Origin of the sequence: Streptococcus mitis (assembly GCF_003942995.1) — a bacterium.
Lineage (GTDB): Bacteria > Bacillota > Bacilli > Lactobacillales > Streptococcaceae > Streptococcus > Streptococcus mitis_CV.
In genome coordinates this window covers 15,278-30,941 of the sequence record NZ_RJOH01000021.1, presented here as the reverse complement: position 1 = coordinate 30,941, position 15,664 = coordinate 15,278, and the positions used below count along the sequence as shown (strand labels likewise).

The window sequence follows — 15,664 nt, the reverse complement described above, 5'->3', positions numbered from 1 at the left end:
GCCACAATTAAGAAATATATTCAAGAACAGGAAAAGCATGATATAGCACTAGATAAATTAAGTGTAAAAGAATATGAGGATCCCTTTAGGGATAGTGGTAAGTAATACTAAAGCCTCTTTGAGAGGCAAGTGACGAGTCAAGAGCAATAAGGCTTGAACAAAGTGAAAGCCAGCGTCTTTAGGCGCTGGCTGGTAATTTGGGCTTATAGCCCTGGGACAAACCACCCGTTTGACGGGTGGTCATGATTATACAAGCAAATTACCATGCAAAAGCTGTCGTTGGAGCATTGAGCGCTTCTAACCACTGTTTATTTTTTACGGGGCAAAGAGTTACGGATATACCGGCCATATCTAGACTGGTCATAAATGTTCCTGATTTTATAAAAGTAATAGCGACTCCTTCAATTTCTAAGAGTTGAAGGAGATCATTGATAAATATGCCCATTTCTAAGTTGCTGGTAGTGCCTAGATTATTTACAAGCAATATAAAATGATCACCCTTTTTCCAATGATAGTGCAATCTTAATTTACTTATAATTTCATTTGCAAGGATTTCCGATGATTGGAATGGGACGATACGATAGCCTTCTTCGCCATGTATCCCAATACCATAAGAAATATTTCCTTCTTCTAAGTTAAATAGTGGACGGGTGGCTTGGGGGAGACTAGCCGATTTCGTTGCAAAGCTAATTGTTGCGATTTCGGGAGCAAGCTGATGACCTAAATCAGTTAGTTGCTCGATGTCGGCACCATTTTGAGCTGCATATCCTAGAACTTTATGAAGTAAAATAGTCCCTGCAAGCCCTCTTCCTCTAATTTGAAATCTATTGTGAGGTTCAATAGAAATATCGTCGTGTGCTAGACTATAGCCGACCTTAATTCCTTCTTGTCTAGCAGTATTAATGGCCCAGCTAAATTCTTTGATGTCTGCTTCGAAATTTTTTACAATGATGAAGACACCGTGACCATTGTTTAAAAAACGAATGGACTCTAAGATTTCAGTTCTTGTAGGAGGAGTAAATAATTGGCCATAGATAGCAGCGGTAAGCATTCCTTCTCCCACATATCCAATATGCGCAGGTTCGTGACCGGAACCTCCACCCGACAATATTGGAACCTGATGAGGATTGCGATTTTTTTGATAGACTAATGGTAAGGTAGGGTGTTTTTCTAATTCAGGATGACTGCTGACAGTTGCCGAAATGTAACTTGAAATAATTTTCTGTTTATGATTTGAAATAAATGTCATTGTGGTCTCTTTCCAATAATTGTCATGATTAGAAAGTCTGGTTGTGGAACTGGACTTTTTTTATTGACGTAAGCCTTCACGATTTCTGCTAGAGCATGTGAATGATAGTCTAACAAAAAGCAAGTATAAGCAGATGAATCGATATCAATCTGACCGTATTCTCTTAAAATTTTTGATACAAGCAAGCGACAGTAGCTGATAAAGTGATCATAGAAGTTATTTTGTCCTTGAATATCAAAAAGTTGAATATAAAAGTCACGCTCTTGTTCGAAATAAAGAAATAATTCTTGTAATAGTTTTTGGCCTGAAATGAAGTCCAAGTTATTGGTGATATACTCGGTTAAGTCATTTTCAAATATCCAGTCTAGCAGTTCATATTTGTCAAGAAAGTGATTATAAAAGGTCTGTCTACGAATGCCAGCTGATTCCATGATATCTACAATGGAGATTTTGTCAAATTCTCTAGTAGCTAATAGGTCTCTAAATGCCTTGGCAATCCGTTTTTTTGTAATAAATGATGATGCCATAGGAAACCTTTCTTTTACTTACTTCATTTTACCAAAAAAATGTTTTAAACGGGTTTAAAAGGGGACAAATAATAGAATCTGTCCCTTATCATCCAGCGATAAAAAATATATAATGAAAGCGAAAACAAAGGTACATGCCGAAAGGAGTTTCTCATGAAAAAAATTATAAATGAACCGACACAAGTTGTTGATGAAATGTTGCAGGGATTGTCATTCATGCATGATGACTTGGTAGAACGCTTAGATGGTTTTGATGTCATCGTTAGAAAGGCAGAAAAGACAGGAAAAGTTGGACTCATTTCAGGTGGAGGTTCAGGACATGAACCAAGTCATGCTGGATTTGTAGGAGATGGAATGTTGTCTGCTGCCATTTGTGGAGCAGTCTTCACTTCACCTACTCCGGACCAAATTTTAGAAGCCATTAAGGCGGCTGATGAAGGTGCTGGAGTTTTCATGGTCATCAAGAACTATTCTGGTGACATTATGAACTTTGAAATTGCACAAGAACTTGCCGAAATGGAAGGCATTGATGTAGCAAGCGTTGTGGTTGATGATGATATCGCTGTTGAAAATAGTCTCTATACCCAAGGTCGTCGAGGTGTCGCAGGTACTATATTAGTCCATAAAATTTTGGGTGCTGCAGCTCGTTCTGGTAAATCATTATCTGAAATAAAGGACTTGGCCGACAAACTTGTCTTAGAAATTAAAACAATTGGGCTAGCCTTGTCTGGAGCAACCGTTCCTGAAGTTGGGAAACCAGGTTTTGTTCTAGAAGATGATGAATTTGAATATGGAGTTGGTATCCACGGTGAGCCAGGATATAAGAAAGAGAAAATGCAACCTTCAGCACAATTGGCCTCAGAATTGATTGAAAAATTATCTGAAGGTTTCCAACTTAAGGCTGGAGAACGATATGGCCTTCTCATTAATGGTTTAGGAAGCACTCCTCTTATGGAGCAATATGTATTTGCAAATGATGTGGCTAAATTACTCCATGAAAAAGGTGTTGACTTGGCGTTTAAGAAAATTGGAAACTATATGACATCAATTGATATGGCTGGCTTGTCATTAACATTGATTCGATTGGCAGATGATGAATGGTTGGATGCTCTAAATGCACCTGTTACTACCCCAGCTTGGTAAAACTCAAGGAGGAAATGTCGCATGAATGCTGAACAAGCTCTTGAATGGATGAAGATTTTTAATGAAAAGATTCAAGAACAGAAAGATTACCTTAGTGAGCTAGACACTCCTATAGGAGATGGAGACCACGGTGGAAATATGGCGCGTGGCATGGCTGCAGTTATGGAGAACTTAGAAGGAAAGCAATTTGAGACCAGCAGTGATGTTTTTAAACTTGTCTCAATGCAACTACTGAGTAAGGTAGGCGGTGCTTCTGGTCCCTTGTATGGCTCTGCTTTTATGGGCATGGCCAAGGCTGATTCTAATTCGAAAATAGAAGAAATCTTGCAAAGTGGTTTGGATATGATTGTCAAACGTGGGAAAGCAGAAGTTGGAGAAAAGACAATGGTTGATGTTTGGACTCCTGTTATTGCGGCCTTGTCTGATGGCCAGTTGACTCAAGAGGTTATTGATAAGGTAGTGAATGCTACCAAAGATTTACTTGCAACTAAAGGAAGGGCATCTTATGTAGGAGAACGTTCTCTTGGACATATTGATCCTGGATCATTCTCATCAGGATTACTCTTTACTGCTCTTTTAGAAACTGGGGTGGTTTAATGGGAAGTATTGGTCTTGTTATCGTTTCACATTCCAAACACATTGCAGAAGGTGTTGTTGAGCTGATTAGTGAAGTAGCTAAAGATGTTCCGATTACTTATGTAGGAGGAACCGAAGATGGAGGAATTGGAACGAGTTTTGATCAAGTAGATAGGGTTGTTTCCGAAAATCCAGCAGATACTTTATTAGCCTTTTTTGACCTAGGTTCTGCTAAAATGAACTTAGAAATGGTGGCTGATTTCAGTGATAAAAGTATCGTCATCAATAGGGTTCCAATTGTAGAAGGTGCCTATACTGCAGCTGCTCTTCTTCAGGCTGGTGCAGAACTGTCAGTTATTCAAACACAGTTGTCGGAGATTGAAATTAATAAATAAGGAATTTTACTATAACTCTTTTTATAGGTGAGCTATTGATTATCTCAACTATCAAAGTTTAATACTCAATGAAAATTAAAGAGCAAACTAGGAAGCTAGCCGCAGGCTGTACTTGAGTACGGCAAGGTGAAGCTGACGTGGTTTGAATTTGATTTTCGAAGAGTATAAGTAAATGATTTCAAAATCAGAAAAGGATTGCTTTATGCAGTCCCTTTTTGTTTAAAAGGAGTAGAATCATAGAGTTTCTAAATTGTTCATCATTCAAAACTGATTGTGATGGGACTATTCTAGCTTTAGAATTCTTTAAAAATTAAAATTTAAGGCAATCAGTGGCTTAGAATAGTGCGAAAACATTTAGTTTATAGGAATTTTAGGTCTAGAATTACATAGATATTTATGAAGTTAGGGTATTCGATAGTCAGGATTGTTCTATTCTGAACGATTTGAGCTATCAATTGTATAGGATAGTGTTTCCACGAGTGGATGTTTTTTATCCAAATAACACTATTTTTGAACGAAAACGTGACTCTTTTACAGATAAAGAGAAAAATCTGATATAATAGAGTGGAAAAGTGCAATTAAAAGGAGACATCATGGATAAAGAAAGACAATTAAGATTTTCTTTTCGTAAATTAGCTATCGGATTGATATCTTGTGGTATTGGTTTGTTTTGGATAGGCGAGGTTTCGGCTTATGAACAGAAAGCAAATATAACTTATCAGTATGTAACCATTGATGAATTATCTGAACAAGAAAAAGAACAAATCGTTTTATCCCTTCCTGATAAGGTGACAGAGAATGCTACATATTATTTGGTTTATAAACCTGTAAAGCAGGCTAATGAACAAAGTCTGCCAAAAACGGGTAATGATAACTCTAATCTAGTCAGTTTATTGGGACTTGGTCTTATTGTAGTAGCAGTAAGTGTAGGTCGTCGTAATAAAAAGACAGTATCATCAATACTTATTTTAGGGACAACCCTAACCGCTACATCTGTATCAGCTATTACAGTTCACACTTTAGAAAACTATGGTAAGACAGTAACTCTTTCAGTTGGATCAGAACTTCCAAAAGTACAACTTTCTATAGCAGGGTATGAATTTGTCGGCTATATTAAAGGGGAGGCGTCGCCTGTTCTAGCACCAGTCATATCAACATCTGAAACAAGTACAAGTGTTTCTCCACTGCAGACTGAAAACAAATCTGAATTAAGCTTTGTTGATAAAACTACTGTTTCAATTTCTGTTCAGCAGGAAAAAATAGAAACAGTGGTTAAGGAGAGAAAAGAATCTCTACCGTTTTCAAAAGAATTAATCTATGATGATACATTAGAGGTTGGGAAGGAAGAACTAGTACGAGAGGGAACCCAGGGCATTCAAATAGTGAATGTAACGAGTGTGTTAAAAGATGGAGTTACTATATCTTCTTCAGAAGAAATAATCTCAACAGTTGCCCCTATAAATGAGCTAGTTAGGGTTGGAACAAAACAAGTCATTTCTTCTGATAATGAAGATAAGCCTCAATCAAATACAGAAGCAAATGTTCTTCCTGCAAAAGAAAATGTAGATAAAGAAAAAATACCAGAAGTTAGACCTGAGCAACCAAAACCTGATTCAAAACCTTCGTCAGTTGAAGAAACAGTTATTTCAGAAATAAAAGAGGAACAACGCATAAGAGAAGTTAGACGTGATGTCACTAACTTTGAAACTCTTTACCGAGATGATGACACTTTAGCAGAAGGAACAGAAATCGAAGTTACTGCCGGAAAAGAGGGCTATACTGTCGTTACTGTAACAGAAATCGTTCGTGATGGGGAGGTCGTTTCATCAAAAGAAGATGTGAAAGAAATCATACCACCTGTAAATCGTGTAGTAACAAGAGGAACAAGAAAACAATCTCAGCCTAGAACAATTACAAATCCTCCAAAAGTTGTAAATGTCAATGAAGACGGAGTAGATATAGGGGCAAATCCGAGTAATGATATTTACTATCTCAAGAAGACTCAAAACTTGGAAGAAAAATCCGTTTTAGAAAATGGTGATACAGTGATAACTCCTGTGGTTACTAATATGTACGTAAAGATTCAAACCCAAGAAAAAGTCATAACTGTTGACGAAGAGGGACATCCTATTGAGAATACAGAGGGATATACATTCCTACGGGAAAGTATTGATAAGAAGCGTGAAGTAGCTGCTGATGGCGTTGTCACAATTACTCAGATTAAAACAAGAACTTATAAACAAAAAGAAATTAAACCAACTGAGAAGCCTAAAGCAGATGGTGATGGAAGTTATATCAAGTCTCTTGAAGCCAACCATATCGCAAAAGATTCGGAAACGGGCATTGAATTTGTAGATAATCAAATCATCCTTTCAACACGAGATGGTATCTCTAAGGAAGAAGTGGAACGCTTAGCGTCTGAGTACAAAATGAGCATTGTAGGTCACTTGATAGAAGCTAATTACTACCAGCTTGAACTCAGTCAAGTGAAATCTTACTTAAATCTGAAAAAGTTGATGGAAGATTTGCATCAAAATCCAATGATAAGAACTGTTGAGCTCAACAATGTGCAGGTGTATGATACAAAAAGTGATAAAACGGATATGGCAGTATCTACAAAACAGGAAGTAGGACACACTCACGCAGTAGAGGCTTCTACTAAATCAGAATTAGAAAAACCAAACGACCCATTTGGTGATGACATGGATGGTTGGGATGAGGAAAATCCTTCTGGAGATAACTGGGGATTGGAAGTCATCCGAGCAAGACAAGCGTGGAAATTACTTAAAGATGAGAATAAAGGTGATATTGTTGATAAAAATATAGTGGTTGGAGTTGTCGAACCTTATATTCAGACCTATCATGAAGATTTAAATATTGTGGAGAATGTTTCGCTGGAAAAGCATCAAAGGAGTATAGAAGAACTTCGCAAGATGAATAAGGACAAAATAAGAGATGCAGAGCATGGGATGCATGTGGCAGGAATTATAGGTGCGAAGAAAGATAACGGCATTGGTATTGTCGGTGTCGCTCCAAATATTAAAATTTTAGACGATTCCCTAGAAGCTTCTTCTGAGTATCTAAGCATTGAGAAAAACGAATTTAATAAATTTTCAACTATGGAAGAATATTTTATATTTTACAGACAAATTTTTGTGGGTGGAGCAAAAATTATAAACTATAGCCGTGGTTACCAATCTGATGAGGGTTTAACATATTCAGCTAGCAAAGGTAATGCAAAAGCTCAGCAAGTTATAAAGGATGCGGCTAGAGATACGGCGGTATTTTTTGAGAAATTACTAGAGAAAAAAGATTTTTTGATAGTGACAAGCGCTGGAAATGATAATAACATTAAATATAAAGAAAATAGCAAAAAGGATTTTGGATATGAATACGAAAAAGGGGAAAGTGCTGATTCCAATTGGATTGATTCGCAGTGGAATTCCGATTTGAATGCTACCACTCCTGAAATTAGTCAGGAGGTGTATAACCGTATTATCGTTGTCGGAAGTATAGATAATGAAAAAGTAGATGGAAATTATAAACTATCTTCATTCAGTAATACTGGTGCTCGTGTTGATGTTGTGGCTCCTGGTGGTAAATCAAACGGAAAAGGAATATATAGCTCGTCAATTAACAGTCGCTACACAAGAAAAGAAGGCACTTCCATGGCTGCTCCTTATGTGTCAGGAATTGCAGCTTTGGTTTGGTCAGCTAATCCGAAATTAACAGGAGAACAAGTGAAAAATATTATTATCCGGTCCGCCAGTGGTAGATATTCTGAAATTCATGATAATCTTAAATATCCGATTGCAAACGCGGAGGAAGCTGTTAGGCTAGCTTTAAATATGAGAGAATCTGACTCTATCGGTACAATTAGAAACTATTATCCAACTGACAAATGGAAAGTAGTTCAAACCATTGATGGTGTTGATTTTCACCCTGATAAGTTTAACAACGCAGAAGTCTTTCTGAATTTGCCTAAATTACTAGCTTATGAAGGAAAAGGGGAACAAAAAATTAAGCTTAAATGGGATACGATTTGGGGAAGAAAGACTTCAGAGCGGTACTCCACTTATCCTTTCTTCGTAGAAGTTATCCCAAGAAAACATTTAAATTGGAATGATGCCGTTCGCTATCCTAAGTTGACTGATAAAAATGTCATAACGATAGATGATTTTCCTAATGGATACACGTGGGATTCTGCAAAAGTAATTAATTTACCCGAAGGTATCACTTTTGTTAGTGAGTTATCTGACATTAACAATGGATTCAGAACAGGATTTGGTAAATTTTCATTTATTCCTAAAAAGCAGGGAGATTATTTAGTCTATCTGGTCAGAAAATTTAATACAAACCCTGGTTTCCATGGAGTAAGAATATATCCTATTAGCATTTCTTTCCATGATACCGTTTCTCCAGATTTAAAAATCAACATAATATCTAATTATCAAGGATCTATATCATTACAATTGTCGTTAGATTCTCACGAAACAACTAACTTGACACTCACAAACTCCAAAGGACAAGTATTGAAACGACGTGTCATTACTTCTGAGATATGGGATTTGGGAATGGACAAAAACTTCATCTGGGCTAATGAAAAAATAAAGGTCGAGGCTGAAGATTTAGCTGGTAATAGAATGAAACCGTACTATATTCAACTTGATTCTAACGGAAATTATACACGTAAATAGAGGGAATAAGTTCAATGGTTTAGCCATTGTTTCCAGTACTTTGTGACGACTTCTCGTTTTTGGTATAATATGTTCACCCTCTCAATTCAACGAAGGGAAGTGTGGTTACTCCAGTTGTAGTTGGTATGTTGATGAATAAAACTAAGAAAAAGAAGAAATAAACTAATCTATTAAGTACCTAGAAAGGAAAACTCTCAAATTGTCCTATAAATTTCTACTCTTCGACCTTGACCACACTCTTCTTGATTTTGATGCTGCTGAGGATGTGGCTTTGACCCAACTTCTAAAAGAAGAAGGAGTTGCGGATATTCAGGCTTATAAGGACTATTATGTTCCTATGAACAAGGCTCTCTGGAAGGACTTGGAGCAAAAGAAAATTAGTAAACAAGAGCTGGTTAACACGCGCTTTTCTCGTTTATTTGCTCACTTTGGACAGGAAAAAGATGGTAGTTTTCTAGCCCAGAGTTACCAATTTTACCTAGCCCAACAGGGACAAACTCTTTCAGGCGCTCATGAACTCTTAGACAGTCTCATTGAGCGAGATTATGATCTGTATGCTGCGACAAATGGCATTACTGCCATTCAGACGGGGCGTTTGGCTCAATCGGGTCTGGCACCATATTTCAATCAAGTCTTTATCTCTGAACAGCTGCAAACACAAAAACCTGATGCTCTATTTTATGAAAAAATCGGTCAGCAGATTGCTGGCTTTAGCAAAGAAAAGACGCTGATGGTTGGAGATTCTCTAACCGCCGACATTCAAGGTGGCAATAACGCGGGGATTGACACGATTTGGTATAATCCTCATTACCTCGAAAATCCCACACAAGCCCAGCCGACTTACGAAGTCCATTCTTACCAAGACTTGCTGGATTATTTAGATAAACTGTAAAAAGTGGTTTAGAAAGCCACTTTTTGCTATAATAGAGGCAGTAAAAACGAAGGAGTTGGCTATGGAACACTCGTCTTGGCATGCTTTGATTAAGGCGCAATTACCTGAAGGTTATTTTGCGAAAATCAATCAGTTTATGAACCAGGTCTATTCTCAGGGAACTGTTTATCCACCTAAGGAAAAGGTTTTTCAGGCTCTCTTGACTACACCGCTTGAAGAAGTTAAGGTGGTGATTTTAGGGCAAGACCCCTATCACGGACCAGGTCAGGCGCAGGGCTTGAGTTTTTCTGTTCCTGACTCTATCCCAGCTCCGCCATCCTTGCAAAATATCTTGAAAGAATTGTCAGATGATATCGGAGTTAAGAAATCCCATGATTTGACAGCTTGGGCTGAGCAAGGAGTCTTACTTCTCAATGCTTGCTTGACTGTTCCTGCTGGACAGGCTAATGGTCATGCTGGTCAGATATGGGAGCCATTTACAGATGCTGTGATTCAGGTGGTCAATCATCTAGATAAACCAGTAGTCTTTATACTCTGGGGTGCTTATGCACGTAAGAAGAAGGCCTTAGTTACCAATCCTCACCACTTGATTATCGAATCAGCCCATCCCAGTCCTTTATCGGTTTACAGAGGATTTTGGGGTTCCAAGCCTTTTTCCAAGGCTAATGCATTCTTAACAGAAACAGGACAAGAGCCAATCGATTGGCTTAGATAAGGAGAGAATATGCCTCAGTTAGCGACGATTTGCTACATTGATAACGGGAAAGAACTGCTCATGCTTCACCGTAATAAGAAGCCTAATGATGTTCATGAAGGGAAATGGATTGGCGTGGGTGGTAAGCTAGAGCGAGGAGAGACACCTCAGGAATGCGCGGCGCGTGAAATCCTCGAAGAAACAGGGCTTAAAGCCAAGCCAGTTCTAAAAGGTGTTATCACTTTTCCTGAATTTACGCCAGATTTAGACTGGTACACCTATGTTTTTAAGGTGACAGAGTTTGAGGGTGACTTGATCGACTGCAATGAGGGGACCTTAGAATGGGTTCCCTATGATGAAGTTCTGAGCAAGCCAACTTGGGAAGGTGACCACACCTTTGTTGAGTGGCTTTTAGAGGACAAACCCTTCTTTTCAGCCAAGTTTGTTTATGATGGGGACAAATTATTGGATACTCAAGTTGATTTTTATGAATAAAGGAGAAAGCTGATGCTAGTAATCAAAAACGGTCGTGTAATGGATCCCAAGTCTGGTTTAGACCAAGTGTGTGATGTTCTAGTCCAAGATGGTAAAATTGTCAAAATTGCTTCGGAAATCAAGGAAGAAGGAGCAGAGGTGCTTGATGCTACTGGTCTTGTGGTTGCGCCTGGTTTGGTCGATATCCATGTTCATTTCCGTGAACCTGGTCAAACGCACAAGGAGGATATCCATACGGGTGCCCTAGCAGCCGCTGCAGGTGGTTTTACAACGGTTGTCATGATGGCTAATACTAGTCCAACCATTTCAGATGTGGAGACTTTACAAGAAGTTCTCCAATCTGCTGCCAAGGAAAAGATCAATGTCAAGACAGTTGCGACCATTACTAAGAATTTTAATGGCCAAGACTTGACTGACTTTAAGGCGCTTTTAGAAGCTGGTGCGGTTGGTTTTTCTGATGACGGTATTCCGCTTGAAAGCAGTAAAGTTGTCAAGGAAGCTATGGAAGAAGCCACAAAACTCAATACCTTTATTAGTCTTCATGAGGAAGATCCAGGTTTGAACGGGATTCTTGGATTTAATGAAAACATTGCTAAAGAACATTTCCATATCTGCGGTGCGACTGGGGTGGCTGAGTATGCTATGATGGCGCGTGATGTCATGATTGCCTATGCAACCAAGGCCCATGTTCACATCCAGCATTTGTCTAAGGAAGAGAGTGTTAAAGTGGTGGAGTTCGCTCAAAGTTTGGGAGCACAAGTCACAGCAGAAGTAGCGCCACAGCATTTCTCTAAGACCGAAGCGCTCCTTTTGACACAAGGAAGCAATGCCAAGATGAATCCGCCACTTCGCTTGGAATCAGACCGTCGTGCTGTTATCGAAGGTCTCAAATCTGGTGTCATTACAGTCATCGCGACAGACCACGCGCCTCACCATGCGGATGAGAAAAATGTTGAGGATATTACCAAAGCGCCATCTGGTATGACTGGTTTGGAAACCTCTCTGTCTCTCGGTTTGACTTATTTGGTGGAAGCTGGGGAATTGACCTTGATGGAATTACTCGAAAAAATGACCTACAACCCAGCCAAGCTTTATAACTTTGAAGCAGGTTACTTGGCTGAGAATGGTCCAGCGGATATTACTATTTTTGATGCCAAGTCTGATCGCCTTGTAGACTCCCATTTTGCTTCGAAAGCAGCTAATTCACCATTCATCGGTGAAACCTTAAAAGGGCAGGTTAAATATACCATCTGTAAGGGACAAATTGTCTATCAAAACTAGGTGGGAGTCTGCTCTGTAAACCAAAAGAATAGAGAGTCTATATGTACCAAACCCTTCATTTTAAAGACAAGTTTATCTTATTTTTAAAGATATTTTTCCCTATCCTGATTTATCAATTTGCCAATTATTCTGCCTCCTTTGTTGATACGACTATGACTGGCCAATACAATACCATGGATTTGGCTGGAGTATCAATGGCAACCAGTATCTGGAATCCATTCTTTACCTTTCTAACAGGGATTGTGTCAGCCTTGGTGCCTATCATTGGTCACCATCTTGGTCGAGGCAAAAAGGAAGAAGTTGCATCTGATTTTTACCAGTTTATCTATCTGGCCTTGGGTCTATCTGTGATCTTACTGGGACTGGTACTTTTCTTGGCACCACCAATCTTGAATCATCTTGGACTAGAAGCACCTGTGGCGGCAGTAGCAGTTCGCTATCTTTGGTTTTTATCTATCGGGATTATCCCCCTTTTGCTCTTTAGTGTCATTCGCTCCTTGCTGGATTCGCTGGGCTTGACCAAGCTGTCCATGTACCTCATGCTTTTGTTACTCCCTCTCAATAGTGGATTTAACTATCTCTTGATTTTCGGGGCCTTTGGTGTTCCAGAACTGGGAGGTGCTGGTTCTGGTTTAGGTACTTCTTTAGCCTACTGGGTCTTGCTGGGAATTTCTGTTCTGGTTCTATTTAAACAGGAGAAGCTCAAAGCCCTACATCTTGAGAAACGAATTCCACTTAATATGGATAAAATCAAGGAAGGAGTTCGATTGGGTCTGCCTATTGGGGGAACTGTCTTCGCGGAAGTGGCTATCTTTTCCGTGGTTGGTTTGATTATGGCTAAGTTCTCATCCTTGATTATCGCTAGTCACCAGTCAGCTATGAACTTTTCAACTCTCATGTACGCCTTTCCTATGAGTATCTCATCGGCTATGGCTATTGTTGTTTCCTATGAAGTGGGAGCCAAGCGATTTGATGATGCGAAAACCTATATTGGTCTAGGAAGATGGACAGCCCTTATTTTTGCAGGCTTCACCTTATCTTTCCTTTACATTTTTAGGGGAAATGTGGCCAGTCTTTATGGTAACGACCCAGAATTTATCGATCTGACAGCGCGTTTTTTGACTTACAGTCTTTTCTTTCAGTTAGCAGATACCTTTGCGGCACCTCTTCAGGGAATTTTACGGGGTTATAAGGATACAGTGATTCCTTTTTACCTTGGTTTAGTTGGTTATTGGGGCGTAGCAATCCCAGTGGCTATGGTATTTGATTCCCTAACAGATTTTGGCGCTTATTCATACTGGATTGGTTTGATTATTAGTCTGATTGTGAGTGGGGCGCTCTACCGTTGGCGTTTGACTGTGATTATGAAAAGATTTGAATCTTTAGCAAAATTTAAACGCTGAAAAGTTTGTGAAAAAATATTCTTGATAAGAAAATCCCTTGTTCTCATTGGGTTTTCTTTTTTATTTTGTGAAATTTTCTTGAGAAAAACTTTGACAGTACTTTCTAAAAACGGTAAAATAGTAAGGTAAGAAGAAAGTTAGAAAGGCAAGAAGATGTCAACTTTAGATAAAAATCTTTTGCTAGAAATGTTCCGTAAGATGGAAGAAATCCGTCGTATGGACTTAAAAATTGCACAATTAGTAAAGAAAGGGAAAGTGCCAGGAATGACGCACTTTTCTGTTGGAGAAGAAGCTGCCAACGTGGGGGCTATGTTGGCTCTCAATCCAGATGATTTGATTACCTCAAACCACCGTGGCCACGGGCAAGCTATTGCTAAAGGGATTGACCTCAACGGAATGATGGCTGAAATACTTGGTAAATACACTGGAACCTGTAAAGGTAAAGGTGGCTCTATGCATATCGCCGACCTTGATGCTGGTAACCTTGGTGCCAATGGTATCGTAGGTGGTGGTATGGGAATCGCTGTTGGTGCAGCCCTCAGTCAGCAAATGCAAAATACCGGAAAAATCGTTGTCTGCTTCTTTGGAGATGGTGCGACCAACGAAGGTGTTTTCCACGAAGCAGTCAACATGGCTTCTATTTGGAAGCTGCCAGTCATTTTCTATTGCATCAACAACGGTTATGGTATCTCTGCGGATATTAAGAAAATGACCAACGTAGAACATATCCATCAACGTAGTGTTGCTTACGGAATTCCTGGAATGTTTATCGAAGAAGGCAACAATGTCATCGATGTCTATGAAGGATTTAAGAAAGCTGTAGACCATGTTCGTGGTGGTAACGGACCAGTCTTGATTGAAAGTGTAACTTACCGCTGGCTTGGTCACTCATCATCAGACCCTGGTAAATATCGTACGCGTGAAGAAGTGGAATTGTGGAAACAAAAAGACCCAATCGAAAACCTTCGCAAATACCTCATTGAAAACACTATTGCGAGTGCCGAGGAATTGGAAGAAATCCAAGCGCAAGTCAAGGAAGCAGTAGAAGCTTCTGTTAAATTTGCAGAGGAAAGTCCATTCCCACCGCTTGAATCAGCATTTGAAGATATTTACGCAGACTAAGGAGAAAGAGATAAAATGGAAACAAAAACAATATCCTTCCGTGACACCATTATCCTTGCTATGTCTGAGGAAATGCGTCGCGATGAAAATGTGTTCTTGATGGGAGAAGATGTCGGTGTCTTTGGAGGAGACTTCGGTACTTCTGTCGGAATGCTTGAAGAATTTGGTCCAGAACGTGTTCGTGACTGTCCGATTTCTGAAGCTGCCATCTCAGGAGCAGCAGCAGGAGCAGCCATGACAGGACTTCGTCCAATCGTTGATATGACCTTCATGGACTTCTCGGTTATTGCCATGGACAATATCGTCAACCAGGCTGCTAAAACACGTTATATGTTTGGTGGTAAAGGTCAGGTTCCAATGACTGTTCGATGCGCAGCTGGTAATGGAGTTGGATCTGCAGCCCAGCACTCACAATCCTTGGAATCTTGGTTTACCCACATTCCTGGACTTAAGGTTGTGGCACCCGGAACACCTGCAGACATGAAAGGACTGCTCAAGTCTTCTATCCGTGATAATAACCCAGTTATTATTCTTGAGTACAAGTCAGAATTTAACCAAAAAGGCGAAGTGCCAGTTGATCCAGACTATACGATTCCACTTGGAGTCGGCGAAATTAAACGTGAAGGAACGGATGTAACAGTTGTTACTTATGGTAAAATGCTTCGTCGTGTGGTTCAAGCTGCTGAAGAATTAGTAGAAGAAGGAATTTCTGTTGAAATTGTAGACCCACGTACCCTTGTTCCGCTTGATAAGGATATCATCATTAACTCAGTTAAGAAGACTGGTAAGGTTGTTCTGGTCAACGATGCCCACAAAACAAGTGGCTATATCGGAGAGATTTCAGCTATTATTTCAGAATCAGAAGCATTTGATTATCTAGACGCACCAATTCGCCGTTGCGCCGGAGAAGATGTGCCAATGCCTTACGCACAAAACCTAGAAAATGCAATGATTCCAACAGTTGAAAGCATTAAGGATGCAATCCGAAAAACATATAACAAAGAATAGAACTACATAAGATAAGTTATGTAAAATAACGGTTGTTTTTAACTTTAGTAACTTGAGATATGTATTGTACCCAAGTTATTTGCAAATTTGCGACAGGAGAGAGTCGAATCGATGTTATTCGACGAACGACTTAGTAAGTCTACTAGGTTGACCGCCTAATAGCGGCAACCGTAGCAACTTGA

General features: G+C 39.4%; 13 protein-coding genes and 1 pseudogene. 12 read left to right on the top strand and 2 right to left on the bottom strand.

The window, feature by feature from the left end; translation table 11 throughout:
• A pseudogene (locus D8836_RS09665) lies at positions 1–105 on the top strand (IS200/IS605 family transposase); the annotation flags it as partial.
• Positions 106–259: 154 nt separating this feature from the next.
• On the opposite strand, the gene dhaQ reads toward D8836_RS09665, so the two are convergent.
• A complete protein-coding gene (dhaQ, locus tag D8836_RS09660; RefSeq protein ID WP_125393867.1) occupies positions 260–1,249 on the bottom strand; it encodes a DhaKLM operon coactivator DhaQ in 990 nt (329 codons plus the stop codon).
• Positions 1,246–1,776: a dihydroxyacetone kinase transcriptional activator DhaS gene (gene dhaS, locus D8836_RS09655; RefSeq protein ID WP_045611536.1), complete on the bottom strand. Its 531-nt coding sequence runs from the start codon at positions 1,774–1,776 to the stop codon at positions 1,246–1,248. Before dhaS ends, dhaQ begins: the two co-directional genes overlap by 4 nt.
• A gap of 153 nt (positions 1,777–1,929) precedes the next feature.
• Between dhaS and dhaK the strand changes: the two genes are divergently transcribed.
• The 11 genes from dhaK (at position 1,930) to D8836_RS09595 (ending at position 15,482) form a co-directional block, all read left to right on the top strand.
• Positions 1,930–2,919: a dihydroxyacetone kinase subunit DhaK gene (gene dhaK, locus D8836_RS09650; protein WP_125393866.1), complete on the top strand. Its 990-nt coding sequence runs from the start codon at positions 1,930–1,932 to the stop codon at positions 2,917–2,919.
• 21 nt (positions 2,920–2,940) lie between these two features.
• Complete coding sequence (gene dhaL, locus D8836_RS09645; RefSeq protein ID WP_125393865.1) at positions 2,941–3,516, top strand: dihydroxyacetone kinase subunit DhaL; 576 nt, start codon at positions 2,941–2,943, stop codon at positions 3,514–3,516.
• Positions 3,516–3,890 carry a dihydroxyacetone kinase phosphoryl donor subunit DhaM gene (gene dhaM / locus D8836_RS09640; protein ID WP_125393864.1) on the top strand — a complete coding sequence of 125 codons (375 nt, stop codon included), beginning with the start codon at positions 3,516–3,518 and terminating at the stop codon, positions 3,888–3,890. The genes dhaL and dhaM overlap by 1 nt, the downstream gene beginning before the upstream one ends.
• A 593-nt stretch (positions 3,891–4,483) precedes the next feature.
• A complete protein-coding gene (locus tag D8836_RS09630) occupies positions 4,484–8,587 on the top strand; it encodes a S8 family serine peptidase (RefSeq protein ID WP_125393863.1) in 4,104 nt (1,367 codons plus the stop codon).
• 199 nt (positions 8,588–8,786) lie between these two features.
• Positions 8,787–9,479, top strand: a complete 693-nt coding sequence (gene pynA / locus D8836_RS09625) for a pyrimidine 5'-nucleotidase PynA (RefSeq protein ID WP_125393862.1) — start codon at positions 8,787–8,789, stop codon at positions 9,477–9,479.
• A 61-nt stretch (positions 9,480–9,540) separates the two neighbouring features.
• Positions 9,541–10,194: a uracil-DNA glycosylase gene (locus D8836_RS09620; RefSeq protein WP_125393861.1), complete on the top strand. Its 654-nt coding sequence runs from the start codon at positions 9,541–9,543 to the stop codon at positions 10,192–10,194.
• Positions 10,195–10,203: 9 nt separating this feature from the next.
• Positions 10,204–10,668 (top strand): NUDIX hydrolase, encoded by a 465-nt coding sequence (locus tag D8836_RS09615; protein ID WP_001135768.1) that lies wholly within the window; start codon positions 10,204–10,206, stop codon positions 10,666–10,668.
• Positions 10,669–10,680: 12 nt separating this feature from the next.
• Positions 10,681–11,949 (top strand): dihydroorotase, encoded by a 1,269-nt coding sequence (locus D8836_RS09610; RefSeq protein WP_125393860.1) that lies wholly within the window; start codon positions 10,681–10,683, stop codon positions 11,947–11,949.
• A gap of 41 nt (positions 11,950–11,990) precedes the next feature.
• The gene (pdrM, locus tag D8836_RS09605; RefSeq protein ID WP_125393859.1) at positions 11,991–13,352 is read left to right on the top strand and encodes a sodium-coupled multidrug efflux MATE transporter PdrM; all 1,362 of its coding nucleotides are present in this window, start codon (positions 11,991–11,993) and stop codon (positions 13,350–13,352) included.
• A gap of 153 nt (positions 13,353–13,505) precedes the next feature.
• Positions 13,506–14,474 carry a thiamine pyrophosphate-dependent dehydrogenase E1 component subunit alpha gene (locus tag D8836_RS09600; RefSeq protein WP_125393858.1) on the top strand — a complete coding sequence of 323 codons (969 nt, stop codon included), beginning with the start codon at positions 13,506–13,508 and terminating at the stop codon, positions 14,472–14,474.
• Positions 14,475–14,489: 15 nt separating this feature from the next.
• Positions 14,490–15,482 carry an alpha-ketoacid dehydrogenase subunit beta gene (locus tag D8836_RS09595; RefSeq protein ID WP_125393857.1) on the top strand — a complete coding sequence of 331 codons (993 nt, stop codon included), beginning with the start codon at positions 14,490–14,492 and terminating at the stop codon, positions 15,480–15,482.
• The last annotated feature ends 182 nt before the right edge of the window (positions 15,483–15,664 follow it).

What these genes read in the sequence shown, in the direction of transcription:
- D8836_RS09600 (WP_125393858.1), top strand. Translation starts at nt 13,506, where the DNA reads ATGTCAACTTTAGATAAAAATCTTTTGCTAGAAATGTTCCGTAAGATG.
- D8836_RS09630 (WP_125393863.1), top strand. Translation starts at nt 4,484, where the DNA reads ATGGATAAAGAAAGACAATTAAGATTTTCTTTTCGTAAATTAGCTATC.
- dhaK (WP_125393866.1), top strand. Translation starts at nt 1,930, where the DNA reads ATGAAAAAAATTATAAATGAACCGACACAAGTTGTTGATGAAATGTTG.
- D8836_RS09595 (WP_125393857.1), top strand. Translation starts at nt 14,490, where the DNA reads ATGGAAACAAAAACAATATCCTTCCGTGACACCATTATCCTTGCTATG.
- dhaL (WP_125393865.1), top strand. Translation starts at nt 2,941, where the DNA reads ATGAATGCTGAACAAGCTCTTGAATGGATGAAGATTTTTAATGAAAAG.
- dhaS (WP_045611536.1), bottom strand. Translation starts at nt 1,776, where the DNA reads ATGGCATCATCATTTATTACAAAAAAACGGATTGCCAAGGCATTTAGA.
- dhaQ (WP_125393867.1), bottom strand. Translation starts at nt 1,249, where the DNA reads ATGACATTTATTTCAAATCATAAACAGAAAATTATTTCAAGTTACATT.
- D8836_RS09610 (WP_125393860.1), top strand. Translation starts at nt 10,681, where the DNA reads ATGCTAGTAATCAAAAACGGTCGTGTAATGGATCCCAAGTCTGGTTTA.
- D8836_RS09620 (WP_125393861.1), top strand. Translation starts at nt 9,541, where the DNA reads ATGGAACACTCGTCTTGGCATGCTTTGATTAAGGCGCAATTACCTGAA.
- pdrM (WP_125393859.1), top strand. Translation starts at nt 11,991, where the DNA reads ATGTACCAAACCCTTCATTTTAAAGACAAGTTTATCTTATTTTTAAAG.
- D8836_RS09615 (WP_001135768.1), top strand. Translation starts at nt 10,204, where the DNA reads ATGCCTCAGTTAGCGACGATTTGCTACATTGATAACGGGAAAGAACTG.
- dhaM (WP_125393864.1), top strand. Translation starts at nt 3,516, where the DNA reads ATGGGAAGTATTGGTCTTGTTATCGTTTCACATTCCAAACACATTGCA.